We start from the raw sequence: 16,710 nt of genomic DNA, 5'->3' as shown, positions 1-16,710 counted from the left end.
CTAATTAGCAGGCTTTTTGTTACTCAAACACTCAGCGTAAAACTATAGCACTTGCACTATCGGCCACATTAAATACACAAAGACTACAGCCGCTAATACAGCCAGCAGCACTAAGGCAAACCACTCTGACTTGAATGTAAGATCACGATTCACGCTTGATGACAGTGCCACCTTAGAGACCTTCTTGTAGCCACTGAGCATAGCACCAACTAACTTATCGCCCTTGATAGCATGGATAACCACTGCCAGTACATGAATGGCACTCAGCGCTAGGATAAGGTTAAAGTTCATCTTATGTAGCCAAGTCAAAAATCCACTGGTATCTGAACTGACATAGCTATAGAGCGGACCTTCGGTAAAAATATCATCGGTCGCAAAAAGGCCTGTGACTAATTGCAGGCTAATGATCCCAATCAGTGCGACAACCATGTAGCCACCAATAGGATTGTGCCCCAGCACAACGGAGACTCCCTTCGTTTTGATTGCTTTCAAGTAGTCGAGCACAACCTTAGGGTGATGAACAAAGTGGCTAAACCTTGCCGTATCGCTACCAATGATCCCCCAAAGGATCCTAAATCCAATGAGGATAAGCAAACTATAAGCAAAAATTTGATGCCACTGCATTTCGCCAGCGTCAGCACTCCACCATAAAAGTGCCAACAGACACACCATGCCCCAATGGAAAATTCGCGTGGGTAAATCCCAGACCTTAATCTTAACGTGTTCAATATTCATAAAATGGGCAAACTCAAAGTGAACGAATGAAATAAGTTGAGGTATTTTATCGGGATTTGGGATGAAACTTAAAGTAAATATAAGTAAATAAGGGCAAAGACTGCGGAGTTATCCCATCGAATATGACCCGATTTAGCAGGCAATACAAGGCTTTTTGGCCAGGAATTATTGATATTTGTCTAAGTGATCAAATATCCAACGAACAGTAACTAACTGGCACAAAAATGTGATCTAGATCTCGTTTTATAGTGCAGACCTTGGTAATCTGAAATCCAAGGAAACAACAGAAGGTTCGAAATATGCTAAAGATTACTAGCAAGCAACTTGAAGTCACATCTCCTATTCGCGAACGTATTGAAAGCCGTTTCGAAAAACTTTCAAGGCATGATGTGCAAATGATAAATCCCCATGTAATCATTACGGAGGAGAAACCTGGTTTCAAAATTGAAGCATCGGTTGGCATCCCAAATGGAGAACTCTTCGCTCAAGCAAAACATGAAAATTTATATACTGCGATTAACGCTATGGGCCAAAAATTAGAGAAGCAGCTCAATCGCATAACACACAAACCGGAAGCACAACGTTCCACATCATTAACACCGACTAATAATATTGTTGAAGTTGACGACGAGTACGAGGAGGAAGATGCGGCATAATTTAAGTTTAGTGAGTGCGAGAAACGCATCACTTTGAGAGCAATAAAGTAGAAATATTTAATCAGATCACAGTTTTTACAAAAGCTTAGTGCAATCATTTTAATGATGAAAAAAAACAGTTCGTTTGACTAAATACCTACTACACTTTACAAAGTGACAGCAAGAATCGAAGTGGTGCGAATTTAAATCGTTTCAAATTTTGATTTACATATATTGGTTAACAGATATTAATTTATAAATAACGTTACTGGATATAACTAAGGAGAACGACCAATCTAAGCTATATAGTTTTAAGTACTAAGATTTTAAGCACTAAGGGTTTTAAGTTCTAAGATTTACTGTTAATGATTAATTTTACATATAATTTCCACGTTCTAAAGCTTAACGTTATACTTTCAACTAGGTTCCACTTTCAATAGTAAGTTTGGAAAGGAGGCAACACAAAGCGAACAACTTGATAATATTGATATTGTTGATATTAGGTACAATCAAGTATGTTGGCATTCACTAAAAGTAGTGCTCAATTTTGACTGAATAACAGGACGACCACCAGAAACAGGCGGCATTGCTGAACACCAGAGTTAACATAAGGAGCCGAGTACAGCGCAACAAGTACAAACGAGTACATTAGCGAAACCTTTAACTATCCAATTTTTTATATCCACAATGGAGACACTGGTAAACATAAACAAAAGTCACATAATAAAAAGCTAAATTAGCAAAAGTGCTTATTGTAAAACGGGTCGGCACCAATGCGTGCTAAACACTGAGATAAATGAGGTAACAACTGTCACATTTAGTTAGATGTAGATTAGTGATTTGAAGTGAGTCATATTTACACTGATATGTAAGTTAGCGTTTTTAGCGTGAGATTTAATGTAAGTGTTTAATGTAAGTGCAATACGTTGGTTTTATTAAAAGTTATTAGTTTACTTAGTGTTATTTGTATAGTAAAAACTGTAAATCGTATAAATATTTTTATGTAATGTGTTAACTTTTACCGTTAGTTGAGTTTTGATATTTTATAGACACCTTAAATAATGTTTAATTATCAACTAAAAAGGAGGGCATCTAGACTTGACGAAAAATGCAATAACAGTAAATGAGAGTTTGTTATACGCTCCATGTATTAACACGTTAGGTTTTAAAGTAAAAAGTAACAATGTAAGTAGCAAGACCTAAACGCATGACAAGGCTAAGCTGTTTTTACAGCAATATGTACCTAGTACAACTAATGAGCCGTAAATCGTTTATTTAAAATTTTCGTTTTGTTAGTGTTAGTTTTTAATGTTATAGATCCATGTAAGTTTTTATTGTTAAAATATAAGTGCAAGACATGTCAACGTAAGTTCGCTGGTACTGCAAAACAGCATAGTTTCAATGTTATACACTATGCCGTATAAAGTACTTGTTAATGTTCATTGTAAATGCAAGTCGTTATCTAGTGAGTTGTTAACGTTATACTGTTACACGTAAATGTAAGATAAACGAGTGTTTTACCTTGTCCCACACTGACCATAAGGAGGATAAACTCGCTTGACCATATATTCATACTCAAACCAGCGCACCCCCGGGTGCGCTTTCTTTTTAGTCTGTCTGTGAGAAAGTTTTGATTGACAGCTAAGCCCTAGCCCTTTAGTTTTAAGCCCATGAAAATTATAACAGCAGCTTTTTTTACTTTCTTTTTTACACCCCCACTCTAGGAGGCGGATTTACTGTGTAAAAACGAAAGTAAAAATCCAAAGCCTCCCAACTGGGAGGCTTTTTTGTCTTAAACGATTGATAAAATACATGGCGGCAATTGAGGTCAGAATGCATACACCACAGCCTTTAAATCAAACCCGAGAGCAGATCACCAATCTGGATAATGAACTGCTGGCATTACTCGCAGAACGCCGTCGCTTAAGTCTAGAAGTGGCCCGTAGTAAAGAAGTGGATGTCAGACCCATCAGAGATACTCAAAGGGAGAAAGAACTGCTCGCTAGACTGGTGAAAGAAGGCAGAGAAAAGGGATTAGATGCCCACTATGTTATCTCCCTTTATCAAAGCATCATTGAAGATTCAGTATTGAATCAACAAGCTTACCTTCACGGCCGTGCCAACCCAGAAACACAAAAACAGCAGTATTGTATCGCCTACCTCGGTGCACGAGGCTCTTACTCATATCTTGCAGCAACCCGCTATTGCCAACGCCGCCAAGTTGAAATGCTGGACTTAGGTTGCCAAAGTTTCGATGAAATAGTGCAAGCCGTTGAGTCTGGGCATGCTGATTATGGTTTCCTGCCGATTGAGAACACTTCCTCGGGTTCAATCAACGAAGTCTACGATGTACTGCAGCACACCAGTCTATCGATCGTTGGTGAAACGACGATTGAAGTCAGCCATTGCCTACTAGGAAAAGCTGGCAGTCAATTAGCTGACATCAAAACTGTCTATGCCCACCCTCAGCCTATTAGCCAATGCAGCAGATATTTAAGTCAGCACAAAGACTTGAGACTGGAGTACTGCTCAAGCAGCGCAGAAGCAATGGACAAGGTAAACCAAAGTCCAGATAACAGTGCAGCAGCCATTGGTAGCGCCGAAGGTGGTGCACTCTATCAACTAGAGTCGATAGAAGCGGGCTTAGCGAATCAGAAGATCAATCAAAGCCGCTTTATCGTTGTTGCCCGCAAAGCGGTTGCCGTGCCAGAGCAGTTACCCGCTAAGACCACGTTGATCATGGCGACGGGCCAAAAAGCTGGGGCTTTAGTGGAAGCTCTGCTGGTTCTGAAAGCGCATCAGTTAAACATGAGTAAATTAGAGTCACGCCCGATTCCAGGAACACCTTGGGAAGAGATGTTCTATTTGGATATCGACGCGAATATCTCCAGTGAATCTATGCAGGCGGGTTTAAAGCAACTTGAGCGGATCACCCGTTTTATCAAAGTATTAGGCTGTTATCCTTGTGAAACAGTCAAGCCCACGCAGCTGAGCAACAGCCAGTTACTGATTGAACCTAGCACCTCTAAGGATCAAGTCATCAGCGAGAATGGAGCAAAGACCAGCCCTGTTCGATATAGCAAAGCCTATAAGGAGCAAGCCAGTGAGATCAACTGCGGTGCAATGACAATCGGTGCCGGGCATGTCGGTGCCATAGCGCAAATCACGCTGAATAATGACATTTCACACTTAGCGTTATCGGCTTTCGAGCAGCAAGTGAAACAGCTTAAAGAAGCGGGATTCCAAGCGGTTCTGCTCAATAGCGTTAATCAAGTGGCTATGGCGGAAGTGACCCTAGCTAAACTGCGCCAAATCCTGCATCAATATGGTCTAGTGTGCATTATTGCCATAGAGCAAGAAGCCGATATGCCATTAGCCGTTCAGCACGCCGATATGCTGTTTCTAGCGGGTAAGCAGATGTTTAATCAAACCTTACTCACTCAAGCGGGTACGTTGCCAATACCTTTGATACTTGAACGTAACGATATGGCAAGTTTTGAAGAATTACTCACGGCAACAGAAGTGATCTTAAGCCAAGGTAATCAGCAACTGATACTGTGTGACTCTGGCATTAGAACCTTAAATAACGCCAATCTACCCTCACTCGATTTAACGAGCCTGATCCAGATTAAAGCCACGAGTCATTTGCCCATTTTGATCAACCCTAGCTATGCCGTATCAGATGATGCCCTACTGGTTCAAACCCAAGGTATTAAGCAGCTTAAAGTGGATGGATTGATACTCAATTGCCCACTCGATAGCAGTGATGACCATGAGTCGCTTAATTTAATTAGCGCTGTAGTGCGGGAATTATATCGGGCTAACTAGCGCTTTATCTTGAGTGATTTAATCTTAACTGAAATGTGGTTAGTTCGAAGTGTATTCAGGGATAAATGAGACTTCTTTTATCCCTGATTGACTGAAATAAGCCTGCAAGTCAGCGTGATGACTAGCAGGCTTAATATTGTTTACTATCGCTGCCCAATCATCCTTTATGCATTTTCAGAAGAGCCGACAGCCCTCGATGGTTCGGTAACCGCATTACTCCTGCGGATAAGCCCTGTCATAGTAGAGCCCTGCACTAGAATCGAAAATACGACGACGGCATAGGTCATCACTAACAACAATTCCCGCAGCTCCACACCACCAATAGCATCGATGACAATCCCCTCAGGTAAACTCATCGCCATCGCGAGTGCTAATCCTCCCCTTAAACCACCCCAAATCAGAATCGTCTCTGCATAGGGGTTGTAAGACTTAAACAACCTAAAGCCCAAATAAGGCAATAACACACTCACGGCACGCGCCAATAACACCAATGGAATAGCCACAAACATAAACCACCACAATGGTGCTTTAAAAGTGACTAACAAAAGCAGTAAGCCGAGTAGTAGGAAAAGTAATGCATTGAAGAAAGATTCAATCAGCGACCAAAATGTCAGTAGTTTCACTCGCTCGTGGCGGGCAAAAAACTTAGGCACACTGAAATTACCTATGATGATACCTGCACTCACCATAGCTAAAGGCCCAGAAACCCCAAACACTTCCGCCATCACGTATCCCGCGGTTGGGATCAGCAAAGTGACCAACATCAATTGCGTTTCTTCCTCGCAATAGCGGAAAAAATGATGCAGCAGAAAACCAAGAACGCCACCATAAATAACCCCGCCTAACGCCTCACGAATAAATAACTCAGAGATATGGATAAACGTCAGCGGTTCAGTGGAGAAGGCTAATTGCGATATTGCCACAAAAATCACTAACCCTATGCCATCGTTAAATAAAGATTCACCTTCCACTTGGATAGCAATATCTTCCGGTGCGCCCATTTTCTTTAAAATAGCCAAAACGGCGATGGGGTCGGTTGGCGAAATCAAGGCGCCAAACAGCAAGCAGTGGCTGAGTTGTAGCGGTAGACCCAACATAGGTGCGACCCAAAATAACAGTCCTCCTATGATAAATGTCGATAATAAAGTGCTGACAAAGGCAAGGATTAAAATCTCCCACTTCTGATGCCTCAGTATTTTTAAACGGATCTGCAATGCGCCCGCAAAGAGTAAAAAACCTAACATGCCATTGAGCAGCAAGGCTTGAAAATCGAGCTTCTCTAAGCCTGAGACAAAATACAGATAGACATGCCCGCCTAAGGCCTTTCCCCCTAGGAGTAATAACAAACTCATGCCTAGGGCGATAGCCGTAATGGCCACAGTTTCCTGCAGTTTATGGACGCGTGAAGAGACAACTGAAGTGACTAGCGCCAAGGCGCAGAGGATACATAGAATTTGGTAACTGGACATAAGAGCCTCTAAAAATCATCAATTTAGAGACTCTAGCACAAGTTTAGATTTCTAAACCATCCAATAGATTTAACCACCCTTTAATGATCCTGTGGCAAAACCAAATAATCCCAAAGAGATAAATCGAAAGACTGAGCCAAGTTAACGGCACGCAATAGCCGAGCACTAAAAAGCCAAGAAAGGCGACATTGGAATGCCGTTGCCAACGTAAATGCGACGCCAATAATGGATTACCATGAGATTGACGTTGGGAAACATTAATGAACAAACTTAGCAGCACGGGAAGTAATAATAAGGGAAAGCCCGACATCAAGGCGTATAACAAATGCCCAAGAGAACGGTCTTCAATTTTTGCGGCATAAGTGGTTGTCATTGTCATTGAGAGACTCCAGCCAGACTAATGGACTGGGCGCAAACATCATACGCCCTTGTCATTAACCTTACGTTCTCACTGAGATAAGCGCAACTAAGGATTAGAAATATTTCAATCCATTTAAAAATAAGTCACAAGTAAATGACGCTAATTAGCAGCGCGTTAAAGTTTAAGCGTCACGTCGGATGCTAATGTTGTGGAGCAAGCGAGTACAAAACCGGCCTCAATTTCTGCAGCAGTCAGCGTCATCACACTCGTCGATACGGTTTCTCCCTCCAATACTTGGCATTTACAGGCGCCGCACACGCCCGAACGACAGGCAGCAATAATCGGTAATCCTTCAGACTCTATTCCCTCAAGTAAACTCTGCCCTTGTGTTAGCCTTGTGCTGCGATCGCCAATGGCTAAGTTAAAAGTAGGCAAAGTAAAAGCCCCTGCTTGCGAATTTTCATCTGCTTCTGTAGGCGACTTTGCTTGCATGAGCTGATTACGTGCGGCTTTTTCGGCCGTGGCAAAACTCTCATGGTGCAACCGATTCATATCAAAGTTGAGTTCGGCCAATAACGCTTTTACCGCCTGCATATAAGGCTCGGGCCCGCAGAGATAAACCGTTCGCTCAGCAACATCAGGCACTAAGGTTTGCAGCATCTGCGCAGTTAATCGCCCTATATCAAAACTTATCTTTGGGGAGAATAAAAGTGATTCTGCCGCCGACTCCAGCGCATAACTGAGCTTAAACGCATTAAAGCGGTTCGTCATCGTCTCCAATGACGATTTAAAAATGATATCAGCGTCTGAGCGCGCGCTGTGCACAAAGGCAATATCGGCATCGATTTGAGTGTCAGTTAAATAACGTGACATCGAATACATGGGCGTAATGCCGCAACCGGCACTCAAAAACAAGTATTTCGTCGCGGGGATATCCACTAAGTTAAATTGCCCCGTTGGTGGCAGCACTCGCACACGCTGGCCTGGCTGCAAGTGGTCAATAAGATAATTAGACACCAGTCCACCCGCCACACGCTTAATCGTCACCATCAAGGAATAGGGTCTCGATGGTGATGAGGACAAGGTATAACTGCGGCACACTTGCTCGCCGTTAATCTCGAGCACAAAGGTCATAAACTGGCCGGGTTTATAGTCAAACTTCATCGGCTCGCCCGCTTGAAAACGAAAACTCACCACATCGACGGTTTCATTCCAGCGCTCAATGCACACCAGTTCGCTAAGCGCTGGTCCGGTTTGCGCTGGCCCAGCGTGCACCAATGGATTTACACTTTCGGGTTTATGGGGCGAAGCCGATAATGCCTCCGCCCGTGCCATCACACTCAAATTTATCGCATTCATAGCATTGTTACCTGCAACACACTGCGGTTTAACCATATGAAAAAAAAGAAAGAAAACCGCAGTTAAACAACGACTCATTGCTGATTTAAGCCACGATGTCCAGCGGACTTCAGCAATGAGCACCGACTAATTTACGCCACGTTCAACATGGTCTTTAAATCGGCCTCAACTGTGGTGGTATTGCGTAAGCCAAACTTTTCTTCCAAAATTTTAGCGAGATTAGCGGTTAAAAATGCAGGTGGTGTAGGGCCTGTGCGAATGTTTTTTACGCCGAGTGACAACAGTGTCAGTAACACCACAATGGCTTTTTGTTCGAACCAAGAAAGCACTAAACTCAAAGGTAATTCATTGATATCACATTCGAATACTTCAGCTAGTGCAATCGCTAACTGAATCGCAGAATAGGCATCGTTGCACTGGCCCACATCAAGCAAACGTGGGATACCGTTAATATCACCAAATTCGAGCTTATTGAATTTGTACTTACCGCAGCCTAAGGTCAAAATTAATGAATCCTTCGGTGTCGATTTCGCAAGTTCAGTAAAGTAGCTTCTGTCGGCCTTGTCGCCATCGCAGCCGCCGACGAGGAAGAAGTGTTTAATCGCGCCACTTTTTACATTTTCAACCACTGCTGGCGCAGCCGCCATCAACGCATTGCGGGCAAAACCAATCGTGATAGTGTGGGGGATTTCATCATAGATAAAGCCTTCCAATACCAACGCTTTATCAATCACAGCCGAGAAATTATCGCCTTCGATATGCACCACGCCAGGCCAACCAACGATGCTGCGGGTAAAGATACGATCGCTATAACTGCCCACATTGGGGTCGATAATACAGTTGGACGTCATCACCACAGCACCTGGGAAATTGGCAAACTCTTGCTGCTGATTCTGCCAAGCACTGCCGTAATTACCGACAAGGTGTGGATATTTTTTAAAGGCTGGATACGCCAATGCTGGCAGCATTTCGCCGTGGGTAAACACATTAATACCCTTACCGACGGTCTGCTCAAGGATAAGCTCTAAATCCTTCATATCATGACCAGAGACCAGGATTGCCTTGCCCTTAACTGACTTAGTATTAACCACTGTAGGTTCAGGGTGACCGAACGCTTGAGTTTCACCCGCATCAAGCATGGCCATAATGCGGTAGTTCAACTGACCAATATCCATCGCCGTGGTAAATAGCTTATCGCCATCGACACTCCGTTCACCTAAGAAAGACATGATTTCATGGAAGCGCCCTGCCACATCGGCATCAGTTTGACCCAACACGCGGGCATGCTCCATATACGCTGCGGCACCTTTAAGGCCATATAAACACAATAATCTGAGCCCCATGATGTCCTCATGAACGTCATGCTTATCTTTATTTAGCAGCGCAATCGTTGCCTGCGCGAGCATTTCAATCTTACTGGTCCCCAGCACTAACTGAGCAACTTGCGGCACTTGCTCAGCAACCATGCCCGCTTGTTCACAAGCCGCTTCGTAGGATGCCTTTAGCTGAGTTCGATACTTAGCCGCTTGCTGCGCATAGGCCATAATGCGCTCGTCATCAAAGTTGACGTTGGTTAAAGTGGAGAAAAAGGCTTTAGGCACAAAACTGTCAATTTCAGCATCGATAATGCCCAGTTCGCGAGCTTTAACGGCATAAACAGACACGCCTTGCAGCATATAGATCAGCAAGTCTTGCAGATCTGACGTTGCCGCCAACTTGCCACACATACCTTGGGAATAACTACAACCATTGCCAGCGGGTGTACGAATGGTTTGCTCACATTGAATACAGAACATGGATAGACTCCTAATTTAAATTCATGCTTTATTTTTGCATGTTTAAAACTAGTCTACCTAAACACGCCATAAGCGACAGTCATTTCTAGAATTGGATGCTAAATGTTAGAGAACGATCACCTTTAGCAATCACTAATAAAGGCTATAAAACCTGCCAAAAATCCATAAAAAAACGCCCGTCAATGATGGGCGTTTTTAAGAGTAACTTACTCTTTATTAATTGGTTTTCATATCATTGACCGATTGCAGCATAATACGGCTTTCGCGCTGGAATTGAGGGGCAAAATCCCCAAACCATTTAGCGACGCTTTGGAACTGCTTAATAAACTCGTTCCTGTCACCGCGTTTTAGCAGCTCCAACGCTTCACGGTAGTTATCTAAATAATCACCGATTGCATGTTGGCTATCTTGCTGGGCAAAAATAATATCGGCGTAAAGCTCTGGGCTTTGGGCGAATAAGCGCCCTACCATAGCTAATTCTAAGCGATAAATCGGCGAGCTAAATTGCAGCAAAGTATCAATATCTGCCTCTTCCTTGCACAGATTCAAACCATACACAAAGGTCGAGAAGTGGCGCATCGCCTGCACTAACTGCATTGCACTGTCGTGACGTTCGGGTTCTGCTTCGACAATCCGCGCGCCCCAAATAGCGATCTGCTCAAGCAACCATTGGTATTTCTCTGGCGAGCGACCGTGGCACACCACCACAACTTGTTTCGCCAAACTGCCCACATCGGGACCAAACATAGGATGGAAACCGACGACAGGACCAGAATGCGCCTCAAGCATGGCTTTAACCGGCTCGGTCTTGATGGAGGTCAAATCCGCCAGAATGCAGTCGGCTGGTAACTGAGTCAGCTTTTCACGAATAAGCTCGCAAGTAATCGCAATCGGCACAGTCACTAACACCATGCCCGCATCGGCAAATAGACTATCTGCTTGCTGCCAATCGTCTTTATCGAGCAGATTCACTTGGTAGCCAGATAAGGTCAGCATTTGTGAAAACAATCCACCGAGTTGCCCCTTACCGCCGACAATCACCACTGAGCCAAGATCTTTTTTAACTTGCTTAAAGCCAACATCTTTTTCATTGAGATAAGACTCGCGCATCAAGCGGCGTAAAATATCCTCAATTAATTGCGGCGCAATCCCCATGTTTTTCGCTTCTTCGCGGCGTTTAGCGAGCATGGCGGCTTCACGCTGCGGTGCATAGATCGGTAAACCGGCGCCGTGTTTCACTGTGCCCACTTGCGCCACGAGATCCAAGCGCTTACGCAGTAAATGCAGTAATTGCTGATCGACACCATCAATCAGGCCGCGAAGATGTTCTAATTCGGCCGTTGTTTTTTCATTCATACCTGAGTCCATTAAGCTGTAGCCAATTTAAGCGTTAGCTACTTTAAGCATATCGAAGCGTGCCGGGAGTATTGAAGATAACTTCACCGCGCCGTCACGTAAAATAGTTTCTGTTTTTTCCCAGTTAATACAGGAATCTGTCACAGATACACCATAAGCTAACTCGCTTAATGGCTTATCACAGCTTTGATTGCCTTCATTTAAATGGCTCTCTAGCATGACGCCGATGATCGATTTATTGCCGTTATAAATCTGCTCGAACACATCTTCACACACAGGCTTTTGGCGGCTGTAGTCTTTGGATGAATTGCCATGGCTGCAATCGATGATCAAACGTGCATTGAGTTTGGCTTTGTGCAGCTGCGCCTCACATTCAGCCACGCTTGCGGCATCGTAGTTTGGTGTTGCACCGCCACGTAAAATCACATGACCATCGGGATTGCCCGCAGTTTGTAATAAGGCGACTTGGCCCTGTTGGTTAATGCCCATAAATCTGTGACTGCTGGCTGCTGATTTTAGCGCATTAATCGCCACATCGAGCTTACCATCGGTGCCATTTTTAAAGCCAACTGGCATAGAAAGACCCGATGCCATTTCCCTATGGGTTTGCGATTCTGTGGTGCGGGCACCAATGGCCGACCAAGTCACTAGCTCAGAAATGTACTGAGGACTGATAGGATCGAGCGCTTCAGTGGCGACAGGCAGCCCTAATTCGGCCAACCAAATCATCAGCTCACGGGCCATTTTCAGGCCTTTTTCGACATCGAAGGATTCATCCATATCGGGATCGTTGATCATGCCTTTCCAACCTACCGTGGTACGCGGCTTTTCAAAGTACACTCGCATTAAGATGTAAAACTCATCACTGAGTTCATCGTGCAAGGTTTTAAGCCTTAAAGCGTATTCCTTAGCGGCGGCGATATCATGGATGGAGCAAGGCCCGGTGACGATCAATACTCGATTGTCGCGCTTATGGACAATATCAGCCACGGTTTTGCGGGCATTGAGGATATAACGATAAGCATGCTCAGAAAGTGGCAAGGCATTTTTAAGCTCTTGCGGCGTGATTAAAACTTTTTCTGAACTAATGTGTACGTTGTTAATCGTATCTTGTTGCATGCTTACCACCTAAGACTTAGTGTTTAACCCAGTTGTCGAAGCAGGACTTCAAGTCAGCTTGGGCATTCATTTCGGAAGAAAAATAGCGTAAATCCATCGCAATGTACCTTTGTAATGCTACACCATTACAACTAGGCGACCACTATGCCTGTTCATTCTATTTAGATCAAGTATAAATACTCAAAAAACAGCAACAAAAAACCGCCACTAGGGCGGTTTTCTGTGCGAACACTACGTCTTGTTTTCTGTAGCGGTAACTATTACTTAGTTGCCAGCTTCTCACGGATACGTGCAGATTTACCTGAACGATCACGCAGATAGTACAGTTTGGCGCGACGAACGCGACCACGACGCTTAACTTCAATGCTAGCGATCAGTGGGCTGTGCGTTTGGAAAGCACGCTCAACACCTTCGCCATTAGAGATTTTACGTACTGTGAATGCAGAGTGCAGACCACGGTTACGCTTAGCAATTACAACGCCTTCAAAAGCCTGTAAACGCTCTTTATCGCCTTCTTTAACACGAACCTGAACTACTACTGTATCACCAGCACCAAACGCAGGTACGTCTTGTTTCATTTGCTCATCGTTGAGCATTTTAATGATGTTGTTCATAACTTACTCCGTTCTAGAATTAACTGAGCTACGACTAAGCATGCTTGTTCATTGCTTCAACGAACTGCGCTAATAGAGTCGTTTGTTCGTCAGTCAGAGCTAGATTTTGCAATAATTCTGGCCGTCTCAGTAAAGTCCTACCAAGGCTTTGCTGTAAACGCCAGAGTCTAATTTGTTCGTGGTTGCCACTTAGCAGCACTGCCGGTACGTCAACACCATCAAGGCTTTCAGGGCGAGTGTAATGTGGACAATCCAGTAAACCGTCGGAGAAAGAATCTTGCTCCGCCGAAGCTTGTTTTCCTAGCACGCCAGGAACCAATCTCGATACTGAATCTATCAGAGTCATCGCCGGTAATTCGCCGCCCGAAAGCACGTAATCCCCTATCGACCACTCTTCATCCACTTCCGTTTGAATGATGCGTTCATCAATACCTTCGTATCGACCACAGACCAAAATCAAACGTGATGATTGAGCCAACTCAGTGACGCCTTGCTGATCCAGCTTGCGTCCTTGAGGTGACAAGTAAATCACCTTCGCACCTTCACCCGCTGCGGCTTTCGCTGCATGAATGGCATCGCGCAAGGGTTGCACCATCATCAACATTCCGGGACCACCGCCGTAAGGCCTGTCATCTACCGTATTATGCCTATCATGGGTGAAATCACGGGGATTCCACGTGTGCAACTCGAGCAGGCCGTTTTTCACGGCTCGACCCGTAACTCCAAAGTCTGTCACGGCACGGAACATCTCTGGGAACAGGGTTATTACCCCTAACCACATCTGTTGTACCTCGACTTAGAAGTCAGGATCCCAATCCACTAAAATCTGTTTACCTTGCAGGTCCACCGTTTTGATGAACTGCTCAGGGACAAAGGGGATCATACGTTCCACTTTGCCGAAACTATCTTTAGCGTTGGCCTTAACGAGTAATACGTCGTTCGATCCTGTTTCCACGATCTGATCGACAATCCCCATGTTATAGCCAGTTGTATTGACCACTTCGCAACCGATGAGATCACGCCAGTAGAATTCATCTGCTGGCAAATCGTTCATCTGTTCCGGCAAAATCGCAATCTCACAATTTGTGAGCATTTGCGCTTGCTCCCGTGTTTCTACGCCATCAAGTAAGGCAACAACGGCCTTGCCTTGATAACGCCACTGGGTGACCTTTATTTCGCGCCACTCACCATTTTCTTTAATAAGCCAAGGCGAGTAGTCAAAGATACCTTCAACAGAATCGGTATAGGCGGTGATTTTCAGCCAACCTTTAATGCCATGACAGGAGCCTAATTTCCCCAGTACGACTGGCTGTTGGTTACTGCTCATCAATCTATACCTTAACGCTATTAAGCAGTTGCTTTACGAGCGTCTTTGATCAATTTTGCTACGCGTTCTGTAGCAGCTGCACCGTTAGAAACCCAGTGCTCAACGCGAGCTAGGTCTAAACGTAATGTTTCTTCTTGGCCACGGGCCAATGGGTTGAAGAAACCTACACGCTCAATGAAACGACCGTCACGAGCGTTACGGCTATCAGCAACAACGATGTTGTAAAATGGACGCTTTTTTGCGCCGCCACGAGCTAAACGAATGGTAACCATGCGTTTTCAATCCTCTAATGATTTGCTTTGAAGCAAAAATAAAAACTGGAACCCCGTGTTCGCGAAGAGTCCCAGATAGAAAGCCGGAAGATTTTACCTGAGTTTCCAACTAATGCAACCAAAGATGGCGATTATTACGCCTGCGTCCTTCGTTAGCGGTTCATTGTTACCAGAGTCAACCGACTGATAAAGTGCTAGGTTTAACTAAAAATGTCCGATTAACGGCCTGGAAATTTCATTCCAGGCGGCATCATGCCACGCATTCCGCGCATCATTTTTTGCATGCCGCCCTTAGCAGACATTTTTTTCATCATCTTTTGCATTTGCGTAAACTGTTTCAATAAACGGTTTACGTCTTGGATTTGCGTGCCAGAACCCGCAGCAATACGACGCTTGCGTGAGCCCTTGATTAAATCAGGGTTCTTACGCTCTTTGGACGTCATCGAATTAATGATGGCTTCCATTTGGCCTGTCATCTTGCCGTCTTGGATTTGCGCTAAGGCTTCTGGGGGCAATTGACCCACACCGGGCAGTTTTTCCAGCATGTTCATCATGCCGCCCATGTTTTTCATTTGCTGTAACTGCTCACGGAAATCTTCTAAATCGAAACTGCCACCCTGCTTCACTTTCGAAGCCAGTTTCATGGCCTTTTCTTTATCGACGCCGCGCTCAACTTCTTCGATCAGCGATAACACATCGCCCATGCCCAAAATACGCGAGGCAATACGATCGGGATGGAACGGTTCTAACGCATCAGTCTTTTCACCGACACCGAGGAATTTAATCGGCTTGCCGGTAATATGGCGAATCGATAACGCTGCACCACCGCGTGCATCACCATCGACTTTGGTTAAGATAACCCCTGTCAGTGGTAAAGCTTCGTTAAACGCCTTAGCCGTGTTCGCCGCATCTTGACCTGTCATAGCATCCACAACGAACAAGGTCTCAATAGGCTTGACCGCAGCGTGTAAGCCTTTGATCTCGTCCATCATGGCTTCGTCGACATGCAGACGACCCGCGGTATCGAGGATCACTACATCGATGAACTTTAATTTAGCGTGGGCAATCGCCGCTTTCGCAATGTCGATTGGCTTTTGGCTAACGTCCGATGGGAAAAACTCCACCGCAACTTCTTGCGCTAACGTCTCAAGCTGTTTAATCGCCGCTGGACGGTAAACGTCGGCACTGACCACCAATACCGATTTTTTATGGCGTTCACGTAAAAATTTACCCAGTTTGGCCACACTGGTGGTTTTACCCGCACCTTGCAAACCCGCCATCATGATCACGGCTGGCGGCTGAGTGGCTAAATCTAAGGCTTCATTCGCCTCGCCCATGGATTTTTCAAGTTCACTTTGAACTATCTTAATGAAGGCTTGACCTGGGCTTAAGCTTTTAGAGACTTCTTGGCCAACGGCACGTTCTTTTACATTATTAACGAATTCGCGCACCACAGGCAGGGCAACATCGGCCTCCAGCAGTGCCATACGCACTTCGCGCAGGGTTTCCTTAACGTTTTCTTCAGTTAAGCGACCACGGCCACTGATATTTTTCAGTGTGCGTGACAGTCTGTCGGTTAGGTTCTCAAACATCGTCCTGTTCTATACCTTTAAGAATCTCGATTGATGGGCTGTATTATAACGATGCATGCGCATTATGCTACTGCTGCACCCATCTTGATTGTGGTTAAGTGTTTTACTTGCGCTGAGTCATGTTTTATTGTCGTTAACACACTATTTAACCCTAACAATAAGAATCTGCTAAATTTTGCAACTCATGTCACTGCCCATTTGCCGACAGCTCATGTTATTCTAGGGAAAATATTGATCTGTATGCCCC

Annotated in this window: 14 protein-coding genes and 1 other annotated feature; of the genes, 2 read left to right on the top strand and 12 right to left on the bottom strand. The window is 44.7% G+C overall.

What is annotated here, in order from left to right:
• Positions 1–42 precede the first annotated feature (42 nt).
• Positions 43–735, bottom strand: a complete 693-nt coding sequence (locus BM607_RS00860; RefSeq protein WP_063884545.1) for a cytochrome b/b6 domain-containing protein — start codon at positions 733–735, stop codon at positions 43–45.
• 299 nt (positions 736–1,034) lie between these two features.
• Between BM607_RS00860 and raiA the strand changes: the two genes are divergently transcribed.
• Together raiA and BM607_RS00850 are read left to right on the top strand one after the other, a co-directional pair.
• Complete coding sequence (raiA, locus tag BM607_RS00855; RefSeq protein ID WP_006080799.1) at positions 1,035–1,391, top strand: ribosome-associated translation inhibitor RaiA; 357 nt, start codon at positions 1,035–1,037, stop codon at positions 1,389–1,391.
• Between the two features lie 1,654 nt (positions 1,392–3,045).
• Positions 3,046–3,162: a sequence feature (Phe leader region), on the top strand.
• A gap of 41 nt (positions 3,163–3,203) precedes the next feature.
• Positions 3,204–5,198: a chorismate mutase gene (locus tag BM607_RS00850; protein ID WP_071939293.1), complete on the top strand. Its 1,995-nt coding sequence runs from the start codon at positions 3,204–3,206 to the stop codon at positions 5,196–5,198.
• Positions 5,199–5,362: 164 nt separating this feature from the next.
• Here BM607_RS00850 and BM607_RS00845 read toward each other — a convergent pair whose 3' ends face one another.
• The 11 genes from BM607_RS00845 to ffh form a co-directional block, all read right to left on the bottom strand.
• The gene (locus BM607_RS00845) at positions 5,363–6,667 is read right to left on the bottom strand and encodes a sodium:proton antiporter (RefSeq protein WP_071939190.1); all 1,305 of its coding nucleotides are present in this window, start codon (positions 6,665–6,667) and stop codon (positions 5,363–5,365) included.
• A gap of 43 nt (positions 6,668–6,710) precedes the next feature.
• Positions 6,711–7,046, bottom strand: a complete 336-nt coding sequence (locus BM607_RS00840) for a hypothetical protein (protein WP_071939191.1) — start codon at positions 7,044–7,046, stop codon at positions 6,711–6,713.
• Positions 7,047–7,202: 156 nt separating this feature from the next.
• Positions 7,203–8,387, bottom strand: coding sequence for a hybrid-cluster NAD(P)-dependent oxidoreductase (locus tag BM607_RS00835; RefSeq protein ID WP_071939294.1), 1,185 nt, complete (start codon positions 8,385–8,387; stop codon positions 7,203–7,205).
• A gap of 131 nt (positions 8,388–8,518) precedes the next feature.
• Positions 8,519–10,183 (bottom strand): hydroxylamine reductase, encoded by a 1,665-nt coding sequence (gene hcp / locus BM607_RS00830; protein WP_071939192.1) that lies wholly within the window; start codon positions 10,181–10,183, stop codon positions 8,519–8,521.
• 216 nt (positions 10,184–10,399) lie between these two features.
• The gene (tyrA, locus tag BM607_RS00825) at positions 10,400–11,539 is read right to left on the bottom strand and encodes a bifunctional chorismate mutase/prephenate dehydrogenase (protein ID WP_012588257.1); all 1,140 of its coding nucleotides are present in this window, start codon (positions 11,537–11,539) and stop codon (positions 10,400–10,402) included.
• Between the two features lie 27 nt (positions 11,540–11,566).
• Complete coding sequence (locus BM607_RS00820) at positions 11,567–12,658, bottom strand: 3-deoxy-7-phosphoheptulonate synthase (RefSeq protein ID WP_006085074.1); 1,092 nt, start codon at positions 12,656–12,658, stop codon at positions 11,567–11,569.
• A 260-nt stretch (positions 12,659–12,918) separates the two neighbouring features.
• A complete protein-coding gene (rplS, locus tag BM607_RS00815) occupies positions 12,919–13,272 on the bottom strand; it encodes a 50S ribosomal protein L19 (protein WP_006080791.1) in 354 nt (117 codons plus the stop codon).
• 34 nt (positions 13,273–13,306) lie between these two features.
• Positions 13,307–14,053 carry a tRNA (guanosine(37)-N1)-methyltransferase TrmD gene (trmD, locus tag BM607_RS00810; RefSeq protein ID WP_006080790.1) on the bottom strand — a complete coding sequence of 249 codons (747 nt, stop codon included), beginning with the start codon at positions 14,051–14,053 and terminating at the stop codon, positions 13,307–13,309.
• Positions 14,054–14,068: 15 nt separating this feature from the next.
• Positions 14,069–14,599, bottom strand: coding sequence for a ribosome maturation factor RimM (gene rimM / locus BM607_RS00805; RefSeq protein ID WP_006080789.1), 531 nt, complete (start codon positions 14,597–14,599; stop codon positions 14,069–14,071).
• 20 nt (positions 14,600–14,619) lie between these two features.
• Entirely contained in the window at positions 14,620–14,871 is a 252-nt protein-coding gene (gene rpsP / locus BM607_RS00800) for a 30S ribosomal protein S16 (RefSeq protein WP_006080788.1), read from the bottom strand.
• Positions 14,872–15,089: 218 nt separating this feature from the next.
• Positions 15,090–16,463, bottom strand: a complete 1,374-nt coding sequence (gene ffh, locus BM607_RS00795) for a signal recognition particle protein (protein ID WP_006080787.1) — start codon at positions 16,461–16,463, stop codon at positions 15,090–15,092.
• Between the last annotated feature and the right edge of the window lie 247 nt (positions 16,464–16,710).

Origin of the sequence: Shewanella sp. SACH (assembly GCF_001887095.2) — a bacterium.
Taxonomy (GTDB): domain Bacteria; phylum Pseudomonadota; class Gammaproteobacteria; order Enterobacterales; family Shewanellaceae; genus Shewanella; species Shewanella baltica.
Note: the sequence above shows the minus strand (reverse complement) of the source record. Positions and strands in the feature narration are given on the sequence as shown.